Source organism: Achromobacter sp. 2789STDY5608615 (genome assembly GCF_001298995.1).
GTDB lineage: Bacteria > Pseudomonadota > Gammaproteobacteria > Burkholderiales > Burkholderiaceae_B > Achromobacter > Achromobacter insuavis.
Window position 1 is genome coordinate 5,221 of sequence record NZ_CYTY01000066.1, and the last position, 18,247, is coordinate 23,467.

An 18,247-nucleotide genomic window follows, 5' to 3' on the forward strand; every position below is an offset into this window, starting at 1 on the left:
GCGCCAGCGCCGACAGGTCGGCCAGGTTGGCGAAGTTGGTGTAGATGCCCAGTTGCGTATTGAGCCGCACCGGGTCGGCCTGCAACTGCGCGATGGTGTAGATCGACGGCGAGGTCGGCACCACCAGCGCGTCGAAGCCTTGCAGCGACTGGTGGATGCGGCGCGTCAGTTCGGCGCGGCGGTATTCGGCCTTGAAGGCGTCGAGCGCGTCGTAGTTGGCCGCGCCCTCGACGATGCCGCGCACCACCGGGTGGATGGCCTCGGGCTTGTCGCGCCACAGCGCCTCGACCGCGGCGAAACGCTCGGCCACCCACGGCCCCTGGTACAGCAGCGCCGCCAGCTCGGCATACGGCGCGAAGTCGATGGCCTGGACCTCGGCGCCGCCGGCCTTGAGCGCCTGCACCGCCGCCTCGAACGCGGCGGCGGCCTGGGCGTCGCCGAAGAACTCCAGCCGGTCGGGCACGGCCAGCCGCGGCGTGGCGGGCCAGGGCGCGGCGGCGCCGGCCGGCTGTGCGCGCGAATAGGGATCGCGCTCGTCATAGCCGCCGGCGATGCCGGCCACGCGCTCGGCGTCGTCCACCGTCAACGCGAAGATCGACACGCAGTCCTGCGTGCGGCAGGCCGGCACCACGCCCGCGGTGCTGAGCCAGCCCTTGGTCGGCTTCAGGCCGACGATATTGTTGAAGCCCGCCGGCACCCGACCCGAGCCCGCCGTGTCGGTTCCCAGCGAGAACGCCACCAGTCCGCGCGCCACCACCGACGCGGACCCCGAGCTGGAGCCGCCGCTGATGTAGTCGGGGTTGAAGCTGTTGGCCACCGCGCCGTGCGGCGAGCGGGTGCCGACCAGGCCCGTGGCGAACTGGTCGAGGTTGGTCTTGCCGATCAGGATGGCGCCGGCCGCGCGCAGGCGCCGCACCACGGTCGCGTCTTCGTCCGGCGTGTAGGCGAACGCGGGGCAGGCCGCCGTGGTCGGCCAGCCGGCCGCGTCGATGTTGTCCTTGATGGCGAACGGCACGCCGTACAGCGGCAGCCGGGCGCGATCCCCGCCCGCCGCGGCCAGCAGCAGGCGCAGGTCGTCGAGCTGGCGCGCCAGCACCGGCGCGTCGACCCGCGTGATCCAGGCGTTGTCGGCGGCGTCGCCCGGCGCGGCGGCCAGCGGCCCCAGCAGCGTGTCGGGCGTGGCCCCGTCGTCATAGGCCGACTGCCATTGCGCGATCGTCCAACCGATGGGGCCCTTCTGCGTTGCTACGGCATTCATGCTGGAATCCTCTCTTGTATACAAGTACGGATTCCCAAGCAATACGCGTGCCATGTGCGCCGCGCCCCGCGCCGCCACTGCGCGCGCCGGGCGGCGGCGCCACGCCGGGCGCCTCGCGCGCGCGGCCGCCGCACCCGGAGCGGGCAAGGTCCGCACCGATTTTGTGCACGCGGCACCAGATTGAACCGTGCCGTCGTCGTCCCGCCGCCACCGCCGGCATGCCCCTTTCCCTATCGCTCCATACAGCGCATCGCGCCCGCGATGCGCCTGGCACGCCTTTTGCTTTTGAGTCCTGGTCACGCCCTTGCTTCGGCAGGGCCGCGCGCAGAGGTAGTTGGATGCAGCCCCAGGCTTTGAGACCGTTATTGCCGGCGTCGCCGGCTTCTTCCCATCCAGGAGTCACCATGAAACGCAGACTAGTCCTCAAGCAATTGACCGCCGCGAGCCTATTGGCCATGTCGGGCTGGACGCCGCAACTGTTCGCCGCCGAAGACACCATCAAGGTCGGCATCCTGCATTCGCTGTCCGGCACCATGGCCATCTCGGAGACGTCGCTCAAGGACGTGGCCCTGATGACCATCGACGAGATCAACGCCAACGGCGGCGTGATGGGCAAGAAGCTCGAAGCGGTGGTGGTCGACCCGGCCTCGAACTGGCCGCTGTTCGCCGAGAAGTCGCGCCAGCTGCTGTCGCAGGACAAGGTGGCGGTGGTGTTCGGCTGCTGGACCTCGGTGTCGCGCAAGTCGGTGCTGCCGGTGTTCAAGGAACTGAACGGCCTGCTGTTCTACCCGGTGCAATACGAAGGCGAGGAGCTGGAGAAGAACGTGTTCTACACCGGCGCCGCGCCCAACCAGCAGGCCATTCCCGCCGTGGAATACCTGATGAGCGAAGACGGCGGCGGCGCCAAGCGCTTCGTGCTGCTGGGCACCGACTATGTGTACCCGCGCACCACCAACAAGATCCTGCGCGCCTTCCTGCACTCCAAGGGCGTGAAGGACAGCGACATCGACGAGGTCTACACCCCGTTCGGCCATTCCGACTACCAGACCATCGTCGCCAACATCAAGAAGTTCGCCGCCGGCGGCAAGACCGCCGTCATCTCCACCATCAACGGCGACTCCAACGTGCCGTTCTACAAGGAACTGGGCAACGCCGGCCTGAAGGCCACCGACGTGCCGGTGGTGGCGTTCTCGGTGGGTGAGGAAGAACTGCGCGGCGTCGACGCCAAGCCGCTGGTGGGCCACCTGGCCGCCTGGAACTACTTCGAGTCGATCAAGAACCCGGTCAACGAGGAATTCATCAAGAAGTGGAAGGCCTACGCCAAGGCCAAGAACCTGCCCAACGCCAACACCGTGGTCACCAACGACCCGATGGAAGCCACCTACATCGGCATCCACATGTGGAAGCAGGCGGTCGAGCAGGCCAAGACCACCGACGTCGACAAGGTGATCGCGGCCATGGGCGGCCAGAAGTTCAATTCGCCGAGCGGCTTCTCGATCGAGATGGACAAGACCAACCACCACCTGCACAAGCCGGTCTACATCGGCGAGATCAAGGCGGACGGCCAGTTCAACGTGGTCTGGAAGAGCAAGGGCCCGATCCGCGCGCAACCGTGGAGCCCCTACATCCCGGGCAACGAAAGCAAGCAAGGCCTTTAAACCGGAACCGGAAGCGCAGCCATGCTGAATGCGGTCATCGCGAAATTCCTGCGTCACCTCCTGCTTGCATGGCTGCTGGCCGCGCCGGCGCTGGCCGCCCACGCGGCCGCGCCGGGCGTGGACCCGGCGCTGCTGGCGCCGCTGGCCGGCGACGACACCGACGCCCGGCTGCAGGCCATCGCCGCCCTGGGCCAGCAGACCGGCCCGGGCGCGGCCGCGGTGCTGCAGGCGCTGGGCAGCGACCAGCTGTATGCGCTGCCGGACGGCCGCGTGCTGATCGGCGACGGCAAGGGCCAGGCCACCGATCCGGTCTCCGGCGCGGCCCTGGCGCTGCCGGCCGAGGCGTCCTCCATCAGCATCAACAACCGGCTGCGGCGCGCGATCGAGGCGGCGCTGGCCGGCTCGCGGCTGTTCTCCGACAACCCGCAGGAACGACTGGCCGCCGCCCGCCGCCTGCAACAGACCGGCGATCCGGCGCGCCTGCCGCTGCTGGAGAAGGCGCTGGCCGCCGAAAAGGACCCGGCCGTGCGCGCCGCGCTGGAAATCGCGCAGGCCAATCTCGAACTCAAGAGCGCCGACCCCGCGGTGCGGCGCCACGCGGTCGATCTGCTCGGCCGCACCGACAACGCCGCCTTCCGGCCGACGCTGGCGGCGCTGACGCAACAGCAGGACGGCGTCTACGCCGAACCCGACGCCGGCGTGCGCGAGGCGGCCGCCAACGCGCTCAAGCGCATCGACCGCCACCTGGCCACCATCGAGTGGGCCGGCAACCTGTTCTACGGCCTCAGCCTGGGCAGCGTGCTGCTGCTGGCGGCGCTGGGGCTGGCCATCACCTTCGGCCTGATGGGCGTCATCAACATGGCGCACGGCGAGCTGCTGATGATCGGCGCCTACGTCACCTACCTGGTGCAGACGGCGTTCCGCGCCTGGCTGCCGGGCTGGCTCGACTGGTACGTGGCGGCGGCGCTGCCGCTGGCCTTCGTGGTCACCGCGCTGGTCGGCATGGCGCTGGAACGCACCGTCATCCGCTGGCTCTACGGCCGGCCGCTGGAAACGCTGCTGGCCACCTGGGGCATCAGCCTGATGCTGATGCAGGGCGTGCGCACGCTGTTCGGCGCGCAGAACGTGGAGGTGGGCAACCCCAGCTGGATGTCCGGCGGCTTCACGGTGCTGGGCGGCCTGGTGCTGACCTACAACCGGCTGGTCATCATCGGCTTCGCCCTGTTCGTGGTGTTCCTGGTGTGGGCGCTGCTGAACCACACCCGGCTCGGCCTGTTCGTGCGCGCCATCACCCAGAACCGGCGCATGGCCGATTGCGTCGGCGTGCCCACCGGCCGCGTCGACATGCTGGCCTTCGGCCTGGGCTCGGGCATCGCCGGGCTGGCCGGCGTGGCGCTGTCGCAGCTGGGCAACGTGGGCCCGGACCTGGGCCGCGGCTACATCGTCGATTCGTTCATGGTGGTGGTGCTGGGCGGCGTCGGCCAGCTGGCCGGCACCGTCATCGCCGCGCTGGGCCTGGGCGGCGTCAACAAATTCCTGGAGCCTTACGCGGGAGCGGTCATGGCCAAGATCACCATCCTGGTGCTCATCGTGCTTTTCGTGCAGAAGCGGCCGCAAGGCCTGTTCGCCCCGCGCGGCCGGAGCGTCGAATGAAGCAGACCGCGCTGACCGATCTCAACCTGCTGGCGCGCCGCCCCCTGTTCAGCGGCCGTGCCTGGGCCGCGCTGGCCGCGGGCGTGCTGTTGCTGGCGCTGGCGCCGCTGCTGAACCTGGCGTTTCCCGCCGGCCATCCGCTGCACATCTCGGCCTACGCGGTGGCGCTGCTGGGCAAGTTCATGTGCTACGCCCTGGCGGCGCTGGCGCTGGACCTGGTGTGGGGCTACGCCGGCATCCTGTCGCTGGGCCATGGCCTGTTCTTCGCGCTGGGCGGCTATGCCCACGGCATGTACCTGATGCGCGCCATCGGCCACGACGGCGTCTACCAGAGCCGCCTGCCGGACTTCATGGTGTTCCTGGACTGGAAGGACTACCCCTGGTACTGGGCCTTCACCGAGCACTTCTGGTACGCCATGCTGCTGGTGGTGCTGGTGCCCGGCGCGCTGGCTTTCGTGTTCGGCTACTTCGCCTTCCGTTCGCGCATCAAGGGCGTGTATTTCTCCATCATCACGCAGGCGCTGACCTTCGCCGCCATGCTGCTGTTCTTCCGCAACGACACCGGCTTTGGCGGCAACAACGGCTTCACCGACTTCAAGCGCATCCTGGGCTTCGACATCACCGCGCCGGGCACCCGCGCCGCGCTGTACTGGATCACGCTGGCGGCGCTGGCCGGCGCGCTGGTGCTGGCGCGCGCCGTCACCCAGTCCAAGCTGGGCCGGGTGCTGACGGCGGTGCGCGACGCCGAGAGCCGGCTGCGCTTCATCGGCTACGACCCGCTCGGCTTCAAGCTGTTCGTGTGGACGCTGTCGGCGGTGCTGTGCGGCATCGCCGGGGCGCTGTACGTGCCGCAGGTCGGCATCATCAACCCCAGCGAGATGTCCACCGAGAACTCCATCGAGATGGTGATCTGGGTGGCCACCGGCGGCCGCGGCACGCTGATCGGCCCCATCATCGGCGCCGGCGCCGTGAACGGCCTGAAGACCTGGTTCACCAGCGTGCTGCCCGAATTCTGGCTGTACGCGCTGGGCCTGATCTTCGTGCTGGTGACCCTCTTCCTGCCAACCGGCATCGTCGGCCTGGCCCGGCGACTGGCCGCCCGCTACCAGGAGCGACGCGCATGACCAGCACCCATACCGAAAGCGCCATGCTGGATGGCGGCCCCAGCGGCGACGCCGGCTACGGCCGCGTCAGCCCCAAGGGCCTGGACACCAGCCACGGCGCCATCCTGTACCTGGAGGGCATCACCGTCAGCTTCGACGGCTTCAAGGCCCTCAACGACCTGACGCTGGACATCGGCGTGGGCGAGCTGCGCTGCATCATCGGCCCCAACGGCGCCGGCAAGACCACCATGATGGACGTCATCACCGGCAAGACGCGCCCCACCGCCGGCACCGCGTTCTTCGGCCAGAGCATCGACCTGACCACGCTGAGCGAGGCGCAGATCGCGCACGCCGGCATCGGCCGCAAGTTCCAGCGCCCCACCGTGTTCGAGCAGCACACGGTGTTCGAGAACCTGGAGCTGGCGATGAAGACCGACAAGCGCGTGCGGCCCACGCTGTTCGCGCGCCTGACCGGCGCGCAGGCCGACCGCATCGGCGAGACGCTCGACCTGATCCGGCTGCGGCCCGAGGCCTTCCGCCCCGCCGGCCTGCTGTCGCACGGCCAGAAGCAATGGCTGGAGATCGGCATGCTGCTGATGCAGGAGCCGCAGTTGCTGCTGCTGGACGAACCGGTGGCCGGCATGACCGATGCCGAGACCGAGCGCACCGGCGAACTGCTCAACGAGCTGCGCGGCCGCCATTCGCTGATGGTGGTCGAGCACGACATGGATTTCGTCAACCAGATCGCCGGCGACGGCAAGGTGACCGTGCTGCACGAGGGCTCGGTGCTGGCCGAGGGGCCGATGACCAAGGTGCAGGCCGACCCGCGCGTGATCGAAGTCTACCTGGGGCGCTGACATGCTGAACGTGAACACCATCGACCAGTACTACGGCGGCAGCCACACCCTGCGCGGCGTGTCGCTGGCCGTGAACCAGGGCGAATGCCTGGCGCTGCTGGGCCGCAACGGCGTCGGCAAGACCACCCTGCTCAAGTGCGTGATGGGCGTGCTGCCGGTGGCGCGCGGCGCCATCGACTTCGACGGCGCCGACATCACCCGCCTGGCGCCACACCAGCGCGCCGCGCGCGGCATGGCCTACGTGCCGCAGGGCCGCGACATCTTCGCCCGGCTGACGGTGGAAGAGAACATCCTGATGGGCATGGCCACCAAGCCGGCCGCCCGCGCGCGCCGCATCAAGGAGGAAGTGTTCGAGCTGTTCCCGGTGCTCAAGAGCATGCTGGCGCGGCGCGGCGGCGACCTGTCCGGCGGCCAGCAGCAGCAACTGGCCATCGCCCGCGCGCTGGTGGCCGAGCCCAGGCTGATCATCCTGGACGAGCCGACCGAGGGCATCCAGCCGTCCATCATCAAGGACATCGGCCGCGTCATCCACATGCTGCGCCAACGCGGCGACATCGCCATCCTGCTGTGCGAGCAGTACTTCGACTTCGCCCGCGAGCTGGCCGACCGCTTCGTGGTGCTGTCGCGCGGCGAGGTGGTGGCCAGCGGCGACCGCGCCGCCATCGACGGGGAGGACGTGCGGCGCCATCTTTCCGTCTGAAAAGGCTTGGATATAATGCGCCGTCATGCACCTCGCCCTCTTCCTGAACCGCGGCTACGCCTGGATCGCCCTGATCGCGATCCTGTGGGCGTCGCTGGTTCCGTCGTTGGCGCATGGCAATCACCTGCCCAACGCCAGCCGCCAGGTCACGGTGGACTACTGCGCCCCGGACGGCCGCTCGTCCCTGACCATCGAGGTGCAGAGCGATGACGGCGCCGGCGACCACGCCGCCCATCATGGCGACAGCAGCCACTGCCCGTTCTGCCGCAATCCGCAGGCCGATCTCGGCATTCCCCCCGCTTCCCTGACCGTGCTGCCGGCGCCCGCCAGCGGCGGCGTCACCTACCCGGCGCTGTTCTACCGCGCCTCGCACCCGCTCCACGCCTGGCACGCGGCCCAGCCGCGCGCCCCGCCCGCGGCCTGAGCGCGCGCACGCCGTCCCCCGCGGACGGCCGCCGCGCCGCTTCCGCCCGAGCCCGCGCCGCCCGTTTCCGGCGGCGACGCCCTGGAGACCCCGCGCCCGCGCCTTTTCGCCGCCCCCTGACCGCGGCGCCCGCGCGAGCGTGCATGCCGGCCCCGCCGGCCTGGACCATGAAAAAAAACTACGCAGCATCCCTGCTGGCCGGCGCCTGCGCGGCCAACCCCGCGTTCGCGCTGACCGCTGAACCCGCCATCGAGACCCTGGCCCCGACCCGGGTCGAAGGCGAACGCGCCGAGGACTCGCCCAACGGCCCGATCAACCTGGAGCGCATCGACGGCACCGGCAGCCGCCTCGGCCTGCGGATCAAGGACACGCCGGCTTCCGTCACCGTCATTTCGCGCCAGCAGATCGAGGCGCGCGGCGCGCTCAACACCCAGGACATCGCGCGCGGCATCCCGGGCGTGAACAACGCCGCGCCTCCCGGCATGGCCGGCGCCGTCAGCTACCGCGGCTTCAGCGGCGGCCAGGTGTCGCAGCTGTTCAACGGCATCTCGGTGCAGTACGACTCGGTGGCCGCGCGGCCGATCGACAGCTGGATCTACGACCGGGTCGAGGCCATCGGCGGCCCGTCGACCTTCCTGTTCGGCGCCGGCGCGGTCGGCGGCGCCATCAACTACGTCACCAAGCTGGCCGAGCGCGACACGTTCTATGAGGGCCAGCTGCGCCTGGGATCGTTCGACACGCGCCAGGCGTCGGTCGGCATCAACCAGCAGCTGGCCGGCTCGCCGGGCGGACGCGGCCATTACCTGCGCATCGACGCCAACACCACCGCCAGCCACGGCTGGGTCGACGGCGAGCGGTCAAATTCCACCCAGGTGGCGGCCTCGCTGCTGTCCGACCTGGGCGACGACGTCACGCAGACCTGGGCCTTCGAGTACCAGCGCGAACGCGTCGACCGCCCCTACTGGGGCACGCCGCTGACGGTGGGCGCGAACGGCAAGGTAAGCGGCGAAGGCCAGATCCGCGGCGGCACGCGTTTCAAGAACTACAACGTCGACGACGGCCTGTACGAGCAGTCGGTGCTGTGGGCCCGCTCGCTCACGGAATGGCGCGCGGCGCCGGGCGTCACGTTCAAGAACACGCTGTACTACTACCGCGCCGAACGCGACTTCCGCAACCTGGAGACCTACCGCTACAACGCCGCCAACAGCCGCGTGCTGCGCTCGGGCGCGCTGCTGCAGCGCCACGAACAGAGCCTGATCGGCAACCGCGTCGAAGGCCTGGTCGAATCGACGCTGGCCGGCCTGCCCACCAGCTGGTCGTTCGGCGCCGACCTGAGCGTGAACAAGCAGACCCGCTATCCCACCAGCCTGCCGGCCACGGTGGACGCGGTCGATCCGTACGATTTCCAGCCGGGCTATTTCTACGACATCCCCGGCATGACGCGCGGCCACAACCCGGACCGCGACAACCGCGTCCGGACGCTGGCCTTCACGCTGGAGAACCGCACCGAGGTGCTGCCCGGCGTGGCCATCGTGTCGGCCCTGCGCAAGGACTTCATCGACCTGGACCTGACCAACCGCCGCGCGGTCACCGCCAGCTCGCCGGCCTCGGCCTCGCGCAGCTATTCGCCCACCACCGGCCGGCTGGCGCTGAACTGGGCCATCACGCCGCGGGCCTCGCTCTACGCGCAATACGCCACGGCCGCCGATCCCCCGTCCGGCATCATGGCCACCGCCTCGTTCGCCGACGTGCTCAACAACGACAAGCTGACCACCGGCACGCAGAAGGAAGTGGGCGGCAAGTTCGAGTTCTGGGACGGCCGCGGCTCGGCCACCGTCGCCGCCTACGAGATCACGCGCAAGAACATCTCGGCGCCCGACGCCAGCAACCCGGCGGTCAGCGTCCCGGTGGGCCAGCAGTCGGCGCGCGGGCTGGAACTGGCCGGCGGGCTGCGCCTGACGCGCCCCCTGTCGCTGCAGGCCAACGTCGCCTTCGTCGACCCCAAGTACGACGACTTCTCGGAAACGGTCGGCGGCGTGCGCGTCTCGCGCAACGGCAATGTGCCGACCAACACGCCGCGGCGCGTGGCCAACGCCTGGATCGACTACGCCTTCCTGCCGGACTGGAACGCCAGCCTGGCCGCGCGCTACGTCGGCCGCGCCTACGCCGATGCCGCCAACACCGTCTGGGCGCCGTCGTACACCGTGTTCGACGCGGCGCTGTCGCATCGCATCGACCGCCACTTCACCATCACCGGCCGGGTCCGCAACCTGACCGACAAGGTGTACGCGGCCAACGTCAGCGGCACGCCGATGTTCTACCTGGGCGCGCCGCGCTCGTTCGAACTGACGCTGCAGGCGCGGTTCTGAGGACAGCCATGGACGCCATCCCCTCCCCCCGCCGCCGGCCCGCGCCCGTGCCGTGGTCCACCCGCGCCAAGCGCTGGCTGTACCTGACGCACCGCTGGGCCGGCATCGTGCTGTGCCTGTTCTTCGCCATGTGGTTCATCTCGGGCGTGGTGATGATGTACGTGGGCTACCCCAAGCTCACGCCGCAGGAACGCATGACACACCTGGCGCCGCTCGACCCGGCCCGCGTCGCCGCCACGCCGGCCCAGGCGCTGGCCGCCGCCGGCGCCAGCGACATGGCGGGCCTGAGCCTGGCCGCGCTGCGCGGCGGCGCGCCGGTCTACCTGGTGCCGATGGGCCGCGGCCGCGCGCCCAAGGTGGTGGATGCCGCCAGCGGCGCGCTGCTGCCGCGCGCCGACGCCGCGGTCGCCACCGCCAGCGCCGCGGCCTGGTTCGACGGCCAGTACGCCGCGCACTACCAGGGCGAGGTGGAGGAGGACGTATACACCCACTCGGGCGCGCTCGACATGCACCGGCCGCTGCACCGCATCGACCTGGACGATCCCGCCCGCACCCGGCTGTACGTCTCGTCCGCCACCGGCGAAGTGGTGCTGGACGCCACCCGCCGCGAACGGCTGTGGAACTACGTCGGCGCCTGGATCCACTGGCTGTATCCGTTCCGCGGCAACCTCTTCGATCCGTGGTGGCACGACATCGTCGTCTGGCTGTCGGTGGCCGGCGTGGCCGTGGCGCTGACCGGCACGGTGGTCGGCATCCTGCGCTGGCGCTTCACGCGGCCCTACGCCAGCGGCAGCCGCTCGCCCTACCGCGAGAACATGATGCGCTGGCACCACCTGGCCGGCCTGATGTTCGCCGGCATCACCCTCACCTGGATCTTCAGCGGGCTGATGTCGATGAATCCGTGGAAGGTGTTCAGCAGCGGCGCGGCGCCGCTGGCGCAATCGGCCTACGCGGGCGGCGCCTACGACGCGGCCGCGCCGCAGGCGCCGCCCGCCGCGCTGATCGCCGCCCTGCCCGCCGCGCCGCGCGAACTGCGCTGGACCCGCGTCGACGGCCGCGACCTGGTGCTGGCCCGCAACGGCCCGGGCGCGCCGCGGCTGCTGTCGGCCGCCGACGCGCAGCCCGTCACGCTCGACCCCGTGGCCTTGCGCGCGGCCGCCGCTCGCCTGGTGCCCGGCGCAGCCCTGACGGACCTGCAGGTGCTGGGCCATTACGACTTCTACTACTACGGCCGCGACGAACACGCCATGCTCGGCCATATCGAGAAGCCGCTGCCGGTGTGGCGCCTGGTGTTCGACGACCCGCAGGCCAGCTGGGTCTACCTGGACCCGCGCACCGGCCAGGTGCTGAGCCGGCAGGACCGCGGCAACCGCGCCAGCCGCTGGCTGTTCGCCTTCTTGCACAGCTGGGACTGGACCGGCCTGCTGACGCGGCGGCCGCTGTGGGACATCCTGCTGGTGTTCCTGAGCCTGGGCGGCGCGGCCCTGAGCCTGACCGGCGTGGTGATCGGCTGGCGCCGGCTGGGCCGCAAGCTGCGCGCCTGAGGCCGGGCGGCGGCGAGGACCGGGCGGGAATGCACTATGCTCCTGCCTTGTCCCCGCACCATCGCAAGGAAAGCGCCATGTCCGACGTCACCATCTACCACAACCCCAAGTGCGGCACCTCGCGCAACACGCTGGCCATGATCCGCAATGCCGGCATCGAGCCGACCGTGGTGCTGTACCTGGAAACGCCGCCCTCGCGCGCCGACCTGAAGGCGCTGTTCAAGCGCGCCGGCATCACGGTGCGCGACGCATTGCGCGAAAAGGGCACGCCCTACGCCGAACTCGGCCTGGATGACACCTCGCTGAGCGACGACGCCCTGCTGGACGCCATCGAGGCCCACCCCATCCTGCTGAACCGCCCCTTCGTCAGCACCCCGCTGGGCGCGCGCCTGTGCCGCCTGTCCGAACTGGTGCTGGACATCCTGCCCGCGCCGCAGCAGGGCGCCTTCACCAAGGAAGACGGCGAAGCGGTGATCGACGCCCAGGGCAAGCGCATCGCCAAGTGAGCGCGCCGTCCCGCGACGCCGCCTACCCAGTTTCAGGGATAGCCAGCCCGGAGAGAGGCCGGCAAAATGCCATGCGGGCAAATTCGCCCGTGGCTCCCCTGTCCGCCGCCATGACCGACCTGCCGCCCGTCTCCGCGCTTGCCCTGCCCGCCCCGGCCCTGGTGGTGGAAGACGAACCGCTGGTCTGCCGCCGGCTGGAACGGCTGCTGGGGCAGCTGGGCTACCCGGCCGACGCGCTGCTGTTCGCGGCCTCGCTGGCCGAGGCGCGGCGCCGCGCGGCCGACGAATCGGTCGCGCTGGCGCTGATCGACCTGGGCCTGCCCGACGGCAGCGGCATCGACCTGATCGCCGAGCTGCGCGCCGCCGACCCGGCGCTGGCGATCCTGGTCATCTCGGCCTGGAGCACCGAAGACGCCATCCTGGCCGCGCTGCGCGCCGGCGCCACCGGCTACGTGCTCAAGGAGCGCGACGACCTGGAAGTGCTGCTGTCGCTGCGCAGCGTGCTGCGCGGCGGCGCGCCGATCGATCCGTTCGTGGCCCGCCGCATCATCGCCGAAATGCGCCCCGCGCCGGCCCAGCCCGCGCCCGCCGACGCGGGCGAAACGCTCAGCCCGCGCGAAGGGCAGATCCTGCGACTGGTGGCCGAGGGGCTGGGCAACCGTGAAATCGCCGAGCAACTGTACCTGTCGCGCTACACCGTCGAATGCCACATCAAGCACATCTACCGCAAGCTCGCCGTCTCCTCGCGCACCCGCGCGATCCACACGGCGCGCTCGCGCGGCTTGCTCGACTGACGTGGCTGGCGCTGCTGGCCTGGCTGGCGCTGCTGGCCGCGCCGGCCCTGGCGCAGGACGCCTCCCCGGCCTGCGTGGCGCAAGTGACCGGCGTGCGCGCCGCGCTCGCCGGCCCCGGCGGTGAACGGCCCGCGGACGGCCCGGCGTGGCAGGCGGTCGCGCTACCCGACAACTGGGACGCCCGCTGGCCTGGCCATACCGGCGTGGTCTGGTACCGCATCGACTGGCGCCATGGCTGCGACGGCGCGCCGGCGGGCCAGGCCGCGCTGGCGGTCGAGTCCATCGTCATGGCCGGCGAGATCCACCTGAACGACGATCTGCTGTGGCGCGACGCCAGCCTGGCAGAGCCGCTGTCGCGCAGCTGGAACATGCCGCGCTACTGGCGCCTGCCCGAATCCGCGGTGCGCGACGGCGCCAACACCCTCTGGATACGCGTGACCGGCGTGGCCGGCCAGACGCCCGGCCTGGGTCCGGTCTACCTGGGCGAACCCGAAGCGCTGGCGCGCGAACACGACCTGCGCTGGTGGCGCAACCGCGACCTGTTTCTGGTCAACCTGGTGATCTCGGCCACGCTGGGCGCGCTGTTCTTCCTGCTGTGGGCGATGAAGCCGCGGCAATCGAGCCACGGCTGGTACGCGCTGACCGCGTTCTTCTGGGTGCTGTTCTGCGCCAACGTGCTGGCCGTCAGCCCCTGGCCGTTCGGCACCACCCTGATGGCGGCGCGCGCCAATACCGTCGCGCTGACGCTGCACATCGCCTGCTTCTGCCTGTTTACCTGGCGCTTCGGCGGCCAGTCCTGGCCGCGCCTGGAAAAGGCGCTGTGGATCGCCGTCGCCGTGATGCTGGCCGCCGCTCTCGGCGTGCCCGATGCGGCCGTGTCGACCATGCAGCGCATCATCGTGCTGACGGTCTCGGCGCTGTTCTACCTGAACTGCCTGCAATGCACCGTGCACGCCGTGCGCAGCCGCGACCGCGAGCAGATGCTGCTGGCCGCCTGCCTGGTGATCTTCCTGGCCGCCGCCCTGCATGACCTGCTGCTGATCCTCAAGCTCATCGACGGCGGCCGCACCTACATTCCCTACACCAGCGTCGCCGTGCTGATCGGCATGTCGGCCGTGCTGGGCCTGCGCCATGCGCGCAGCGTCCGGCGAATCGAACGCTTCAACCAGGAACTGGAAATCTCGGTCGAACGCGCCCGCGCCGAGCTGGCCACCACCCTGGCGCGCGAGCACGAGCTGGCGCTGGCCAACAGCCGGCTGCAGGACCGGCTGGAGATCGCGCGCGACCTGCACGACGGCCTGGGCGGCTCGCTGGTGCGCATGACGGCGGCGGTCGAGCAGGCCGGCGAGCCGCTGCGGAACCGGCAGGTCCTGTCCATGCTCAATTTGCTGCGCAACGACCTGCGGCAGACCATCGACAACGGCGCCAGCGCCGACATGACGCCGCCCGCCACGCCGCGCGAATGGATCGCGCCGCTGCGCCACCGCTACACCCAGCTGTTCGACGAACTGGACGTGGCGGTGCGCTGGGACGTGCCCGCCGCGTGGGACGGCGCGCCCTCGGCCCTGCAATGCCTGGCGCTGACGCGCCTGATCGAAGAGGCGTTGACCAACGTGGTCAAGCACAGCCGCGCCCGGCGGGTCGGCGTGACGCTGCGCCAGCCGGCGCCTGGCCAACTGGAACTGGAGATCGAGGACGACGGCGTCGGCTTCGACGTCGACGCCGTGCACCGCGCCAACCTGAGCGTCGGCGTGCGCAGCATGGCCACCCGCATCGCCCGCGTCGGCGGCGCGCTGGACATCGCCTCGGCGCCCGGCCGCACGCGGCTGTGCGCGCGCCTGTCCCTGCCGCAGCCGGCCAGCGCGGCAATTACCTGATTTCAGGGATACCCAAAAACCGGCGCGGCCGATGTAATGCGGCGTTGGCCGGCGCGCCTCGCGGCGCGCCGGCGTGCTTTTTTCGCAGACCGTCCATGCCCACGCCTTCGCTGTACCGCCGCCGCCCACCAGACGTCTCGCGAGAGGCTCTCGCCGCGCCGAGCTTGCATGACCTGCTGCGCCGCCACGCGGAGCCGCTGGCGCAACTGCTGCGGCGCCGTCTGGCGGACGGCGCCGCCGGCTTCGACGCCGCCGCCGCGCCTTGGCGCGAGCGCGGTCCCGGCCCGTTTTCGTCCTGGCTGTATGGCATCGCGCTGGGCCTGTTGCGCGAGGCGGACGCCTCGCCCGCGCCCTCGCCGGCCGGGGCCGGGTTCATCGACCGGTTCACCGAGACCCTGCCGCCGGAAGTGGCCCGGCCCCTGCTGGCGCTGGCGCGCTCCAGACTGGATGCCGCCGAATGCGCGCTCTACCTGTGCAAACCGGCGCGCGCCGCCGAATGGCTGGCCGGCCAGACCGGCTAAATCGCATCCAGAAGTAAATCCATGGATTCCGCCGCATTTTGCAAGGGATTTGACGGCAAACCTGTCTACCATCGCGCCTGACGAATAATTTCAGTCAGATGACGAGTCATGGAATTCCTGGAACCCCTTAATCAGTCCCTGTTTCTTCTGATCAACGCCGATCCCGCCAGCCCCGCCTGGCGCATCCAGGCCGGCCTGATCGTCGCCAACCGGCTGATCCAATTGCTGCCCATCGTTCTGGCCGCGCTCTGGCTGTGGGGCGGGCAGGCGCAGCGCGACCTGGTGCTCAAGGCCCTGGCCGGCATCGGCGCGGCGCTGTTCATCAGCTACCTGTGCGGCGCGCTGTGGCCGCACCCGCGGCCGTTCACCCTCGGCCTGGGCCACGCCTTCTTCGCCCACAAGGCCACGTCGTCGTTCCCCAGCAACCACACCATCATCCTCGCCACGCTGGCGTTCACGCTGATCTTCGACCGGCGCTGGGCCGGCTGGGGCTATGTCACGCTGCTGCTGGCGGCCGTGGTCGGCCTGTCGCGGGTCTACCTGGGCGTGCACTTCCCGCTGGACATCGCCGGCGGCCTGCTGCTGGCGCCGGTGGCGGCCGGGCTGGTCATGCCGGTCTGGCGCCGCGTCGGCGCGCCGCTGACCCTGCTGCTGCAGGGGCTCTACCGCAAGCTGCTGGCGCTGCCCATCGCGCGCGGCTGGATCCGCGCCTGACCGTTTCTCACGCCGCGCGCGCCACCGGCGCGCCAGCGGCCGCGCGCCAGCGGCCTTCGTGATCCAGCAGCCAGCGCTTGCGATGCAGGCCGCCGCCGTAGCCGGTCAGCGACGCGTCGGCGCCGATCACCCGGTGGCAGGGCACCACGATCCCCACCGGATTGGCCCCATTGGCCATGCCCACCGCGCGCACCGCCGAGGCCCGCCCGATGCGCCCGGCCAGCACGCCATAGCTGACCGTCTCTCCCGGCTCGATGTCACGCAGCGCCCGCCACACCTGGCGCTGGAAATCGGTGCCGCCCAGCGCCACCTCCAGCCCGTCGATCGCATCGACCTCGCCCTCGAAATACGCCAGCAACCGGCGGCTCGCGGCCGAGACCCGCGCGGCGTCCTCGACCCGCACCGCGCCCTGGCCGTACTGGCGCCGCAGCAAGGCATGCATGCGGGGTTCGTAATCCTGCCAATCGACCGCGCGCAGGCATTCCCGCGCATCGGTCAGCACGAGCATCTGCCCGATGGGCGTGGCAACGCGTTCCAGGGTGAAGGTTTGAATCGGCATGACGGGCTCCGGATGCGGTGGGAATGCGCCCAATATAGGCCGGCCGCCGGCATCGCGCTGGCGGATTCCGGACATGGCAGTGAGCGTGACAACAGTGTCCGAAAACCGCTAGCCGGTCGCCCGCGTCCGGCGCTAGCATGGCCCCATGAACCTCGACCATGATGCCTGCTACAGCGCCATCCGCGTGCGCGACGCCCGTTACGACGGCCGCTTCTTCACCGCCGTCAAGACCACGCGGATCTACTGCCGCCCGGTCTGCCCGGCGCGCACCCCGCTGTCGCGCAACGTCGTCTTCTACCCCACGGCCGCCGCCGCCCAGGAAGCGGGCTTCCACCCCTGCCTGCGCTGCCGCCCGGAAACCGCGCCCGCCGCGGGCGCCGCCCGGGAGCTGCCCGACAGCGTCGCGCGCGCCCTGGCCCTGGTCGAACTGGGCGCGCTGGACGAGGCCGGCGTCGATGCGCTGGCCGCGCGCCTGGGCGTGGGCGAACGCCAGTTGCGGCGCCAGTTCCGCCAGCACCTGGGCGCCTCGCCCGTGGCCGTGGCCCAGACCCGCCGCGTGCTGCTGGCCAAGCAGCTGATCCACGAAACCCGCCTGCCCATGGCCGAAATCGCCTTCGCCGCGGGCTTTGGCAGCATCCGCCGCTTCAACGAGATCTTCCAGGCCCTGTTCGGCCGTCCGCCGGGCCAACTGCGGCGCTCCGGCAAGCCCGACGTGTCGGCCGGCCCGCAAGGCGAAATCAAGCTGTTGCTGCGCTACCGTCCGCCCTACGACTGGCCCGCCATGCTGGCCTTCCTGCGCGCCCGCGCCATCCCCGGCATCGAACGGGTGAGCGATGACAGCTACACCCGCACCATCGGCCTGGACGGCGCCCAGGGCACCGTCCGCGTCGAGCCCGGCGCCGGCAACGCGCTGCAGGCCACCGTGCGCTTCCCCCTGCTGCACGCCCTGCCCGCCATCATCGCCCGCCTGCGCCGCGTCTTCGACCTGGCCAGCGACCCCGCCGCGCTCGCCGCCCAACTGGCCCACGACCCGGTCATGGCCGCCCTCACCGCCGCCCGACCCGGCCTGCGAGTGCCCGGCGCCTGGGACGGCTTCGAACTGGCGCTGCGCGCCGTCCTCGGCCAGCAGATCACCGTCGGCGCCGCCATCAAGCTCGCCGGCAAGCTCGTCGCCGCCCATGGCCAGCCGCTCGACCAGCCCGACGGCGACCTGACCCACCTGTTCCCGCGCCCCGAAGCCATCGCCCCCGCCGACCTCGCCCCCCTCGGCATGCCCCGCAGCCGCGCCGCCACCCTCTCCGCCGTCGCCGCCGCCGCCCTGGCCAACCCGCGTCTGTTCGAAGCCGCCGACAGCCTCGACACCGCCGTCGCCCGCCTGCGCGAGATCCGCGGCGTCGGCGAATGGACCGCCCAGTACATCGCCCTGCGCCAACTGCGCGAACCCGACGCCTTCCCCGCCTCCGACATCGGCCTGATCCGCGCCCTGGAAAAACTCGAAGCCCGTGAATACACCCCCGCCCAACTCCTCGCCCGCGCCGAAACCTGGCGCCCCTGGCGCGCCTACGCGGCCCAGCACCTGTGGGCGGAATATTGAAAAGGAATAACGGGCCGCGCCGCCATGCAAGCGCAAGTCACGCCGATGGCCCAGCCCAACAAGACCCAAACCCGCCAATCTCCGGAAAAGCCTCTAGCCCCCCCCGCGAGCGCGCA

At 70.9% G+C, this 18,247-nt stretch carries 16 protein-coding genes; 14 read left to right on the forward strand and 2 right to left on the reverse strand.

Going from position 1 to position 18,247, the window contains the following annotated elements:
• Positions 1-1,258: allophanate hydrolase (gene atzF / locus AOZ49_RS30080; RefSeq protein ID WP_231690483.1), on the reverse strand; the 1,258-nt coding region annotated here is incomplete at its 3' end.
• Between the two features lie 404 nt (positions 1,259-1,662).
• Between atzF and urtA the strand changes: the two genes are divergently transcribed.
• The 13 genes from urtA to AOZ49_RS30145 all read left to right on the forward strand — a co-directional run bounded on the left by urtA (position 1,663) and on the right by AOZ49_RS30145 (position 15,978).
• Positions 1,663-2,916, forward strand: coding sequence for an urea ABC transporter substrate-binding protein (gene urtA / locus AOZ49_RS30085; protein WP_054428609.1), 1,254 nt, complete (start codon positions 1,663-1,665; stop codon positions 2,914-2,916).
• A 21-nt stretch (positions 2,917-2,937) separates the two neighbouring features.
• Positions 2,938-4,569, forward strand: coding sequence for an urea ABC transporter permease subunit UrtB (gene urtB / locus AOZ49_RS30090; protein WP_054479544.1), 1,632 nt, complete (start codon positions 2,938-2,940; stop codon positions 4,567-4,569).
• Complete coding sequence (gene urtC / locus AOZ49_RS30095) at positions 4,566-5,693, forward strand: urea ABC transporter permease subunit UrtC (RefSeq protein ID WP_054428611.1); 1,128 nt, start codon at positions 4,566-4,568, stop codon at positions 5,691-5,693. Before urtB ends, urtC begins: the two co-directional genes overlap by 4 nt.
• Complete coding sequence (gene urtD / locus AOZ49_RS30100; protein ID WP_054479546.1) at positions 5,690-6,529, forward strand: urea ABC transporter ATP-binding protein UrtD; 840 nt, start codon at positions 5,690-5,692, stop codon at positions 6,527-6,529. Before urtC ends, urtD begins: the two co-directional genes overlap by 4 nt.
• Before the next feature lies 1 nt (position 6,530).
• Entirely contained in the window at positions 6,531-7,229 is a 699-nt protein-coding gene (urtE, locus tag AOZ49_RS30105) for an urea ABC transporter ATP-binding subunit UrtE (RefSeq protein WP_054428613.1), read from the forward strand.
• Positions 7,230-7,254: 25 nt separating this feature from the next.
• Positions 7,255-7,653, forward strand: a complete 399-nt coding sequence (locus AOZ49_RS30110; protein ID WP_054479549.1) for a DUF2946 domain-containing protein — start codon at positions 7,255-7,257, stop codon at positions 7,651-7,653.
• 167 nt (positions 7,654-7,820) lie between these two features.
• The gene (locus AOZ49_RS30115; protein WP_054479559.1) at positions 7,821-10,022 is read left to right on the forward strand and encodes a TonB-dependent receptor; all 2,202 of its coding nucleotides are present in this window, start codon (positions 7,821-7,823) and stop codon (positions 10,020-10,022) included.
• A gap of 8 nt (positions 10,023-10,030) precedes the next feature.
• Positions 10,031-11,566: a PepSY domain-containing protein gene (locus AOZ49_RS30120; protein WP_054479551.1), complete on the forward strand. Its 1,536-nt coding sequence runs from the start codon at positions 10,031-10,033 to the stop codon at positions 11,564-11,566.
• A 77-nt stretch (positions 11,567-11,643) separates the two neighbouring features.
• Complete coding sequence (arsC, locus tag AOZ49_RS30125) at positions 11,644-12,072, forward strand: arsenate reductase (glutaredoxin) (RefSeq protein ID WP_054479553.1); 429 nt, start codon at positions 11,644-11,646, stop codon at positions 12,070-12,072.
• A gap of 110 nt (positions 12,073-12,182) precedes the next feature.
• On the forward strand, positions 12,183-12,866 hold the full coding sequence (locus AOZ49_RS30130; protein WP_054479560.1) for a response regulator transcription factor: 684 nt from the start codon (positions 12,183-12,185) through the stop codon (positions 12,864-12,866).
• Positions 12,776-14,743, forward strand: a complete 1,968-nt coding sequence (locus AOZ49_RS30135; RefSeq protein WP_231690484.1) for a sensor histidine kinase — start codon at positions 12,776-12,778, stop codon at positions 14,741-14,743. Before AOZ49_RS30130 ends, AOZ49_RS30135 begins: the two co-directional genes overlap by 91 nt.
• 95 nt (positions 14,744-14,838) lie before the next feature.
• Positions 14,839-15,264: a hypothetical protein gene (locus AOZ49_RS30140; RefSeq protein WP_156333519.1), complete on the forward strand. Its 426-nt coding sequence runs from the start codon at positions 14,839-14,841 to the stop codon at positions 15,262-15,264.
• Positions 15,265-15,372: 108 nt separating this feature from the next.
• Entirely contained in the window at positions 15,373-15,978 is a 606-nt protein-coding gene (locus AOZ49_RS30145) for a phosphatase PAP2 family protein (protein ID WP_054479555.1), read from the forward strand.
• Positions 15,979-15,985: 7 nt separating this feature from the next.
• Here the strand turns inward: AOZ49_RS30145 and AOZ49_RS30150 are convergent, their stop codons facing one another.
• Complete coding sequence (locus AOZ49_RS30150; protein ID WP_197286802.1) at positions 15,986-16,537, reverse strand: methylated-DNA--[protein]-cysteine S-methyltransferase; 552 nt, start codon at positions 16,535-16,537, stop codon at positions 15,986-15,988.
• Positions 16,538-16,682: 145 nt separating this feature from the next.
• On the opposite strand from AOZ49_RS30150, the gene AOZ49_RS30155 reads away from it, so the two are divergent.
• Positions 16,683-18,131: an AlkA N-terminal domain-containing protein gene (locus tag AOZ49_RS30155; RefSeq protein ID WP_054479557.1), complete on the forward strand. Its 1,449-nt coding sequence runs from the start codon at positions 16,683-16,685 to the stop codon at positions 18,129-18,131.
• The last annotated feature ends 116 nt before the right edge of the window (positions 18,132-18,247 follow it).

Coding starts and splice junctions, on each gene's coding strand:
- urtA (WP_054428609.1), top strand. CDS start 1,663: ATGAAACGCAGACTAGTCCTCAAGCAATTGACCGCCGCGAGCCTATTG.
- urtB (WP_054479544.1), top strand. CDS start 2,938: ATGCTGAATGCGGTCATCGCGAAATTCCTGCGTCACCTCCTGCTTGCA.
- urtC (WP_054428611.1), top strand. CDS start 4,566: ATGAAGCAGACCGCGCTGACCGATCTCAACCTGCTGGCGCGCCGCCCC.
- urtD (WP_054479546.1), top strand. CDS start 5,690: ATGACCAGCACCCATACCGAAAGCGCCATGCTGGATGGCGGCCCCAGC.
- urtE (WP_054428613.1), top strand. CDS start 6,531: ATGCTGAACGTGAACACCATCGACCAGTACTACGGCGGCAGCCACACC.
- AOZ49_RS30110 (WP_054479549.1), top strand. CDS start 7,255: ATGCACCTCGCCCTCTTCCTGAACCGCGGCTACGCCTGGATCGCCCTG.
- AOZ49_RS30115 (WP_054479559.1), top strand. CDS start 7,821: ATGAAAAAAAACTACGCAGCATCCCTGCTGGCCGGCGCCTGCGCGGCC.
- AOZ49_RS30120 (WP_054479551.1), top strand. CDS start 10,031: ATGGACGCCATCCCCTCCCCCCGCCGCCGGCCCGCGCCCGTGCCGTGG.
- arsC (WP_054479553.1), top strand. CDS start 11,644: ATGTCCGACGTCACCATCTACCACAACCCCAAGTGCGGCACCTCGCGC.
- AOZ49_RS30130 (WP_054479560.1), top strand. CDS start 12,183: ATGACCGACCTGCCGCCCGTCTCCGCGCTTGCCCTGCCCGCCCCGGCC.
- AOZ49_RS30135 (WP_231690484.1), top strand. CDS start 12,776: ATGCCACATCAAGCACATCTACCGCAAGCTCGCCGTCTCCTCGCGCAC.
- AOZ49_RS30140 (WP_156333519.1), top strand. CDS start 14,839: ATGCCCACGCCTTCGCTGTACCGCCGCCGCCCACCAGACGTCTCGCGA.
- AOZ49_RS30145 (WP_054479555.1), top strand. CDS start 15,373: ATGGAATTCCTGGAACCCCTTAATCAGTCCCTGTTTCTTCTGATCAAC.
- AOZ49_RS30150 (WP_197286802.1), bottom strand. CDS start 16,537: ATGCCGATTCAAACCTTCACCCTGGAACGCGTTGCCACGCCCATCGGG.
- AOZ49_RS30155 (WP_054479557.1), top strand. CDS start 16,683: ATGAACCTCGACCATGATGCCTGCTACAGCGCCATCCGCGTGCGCGAC.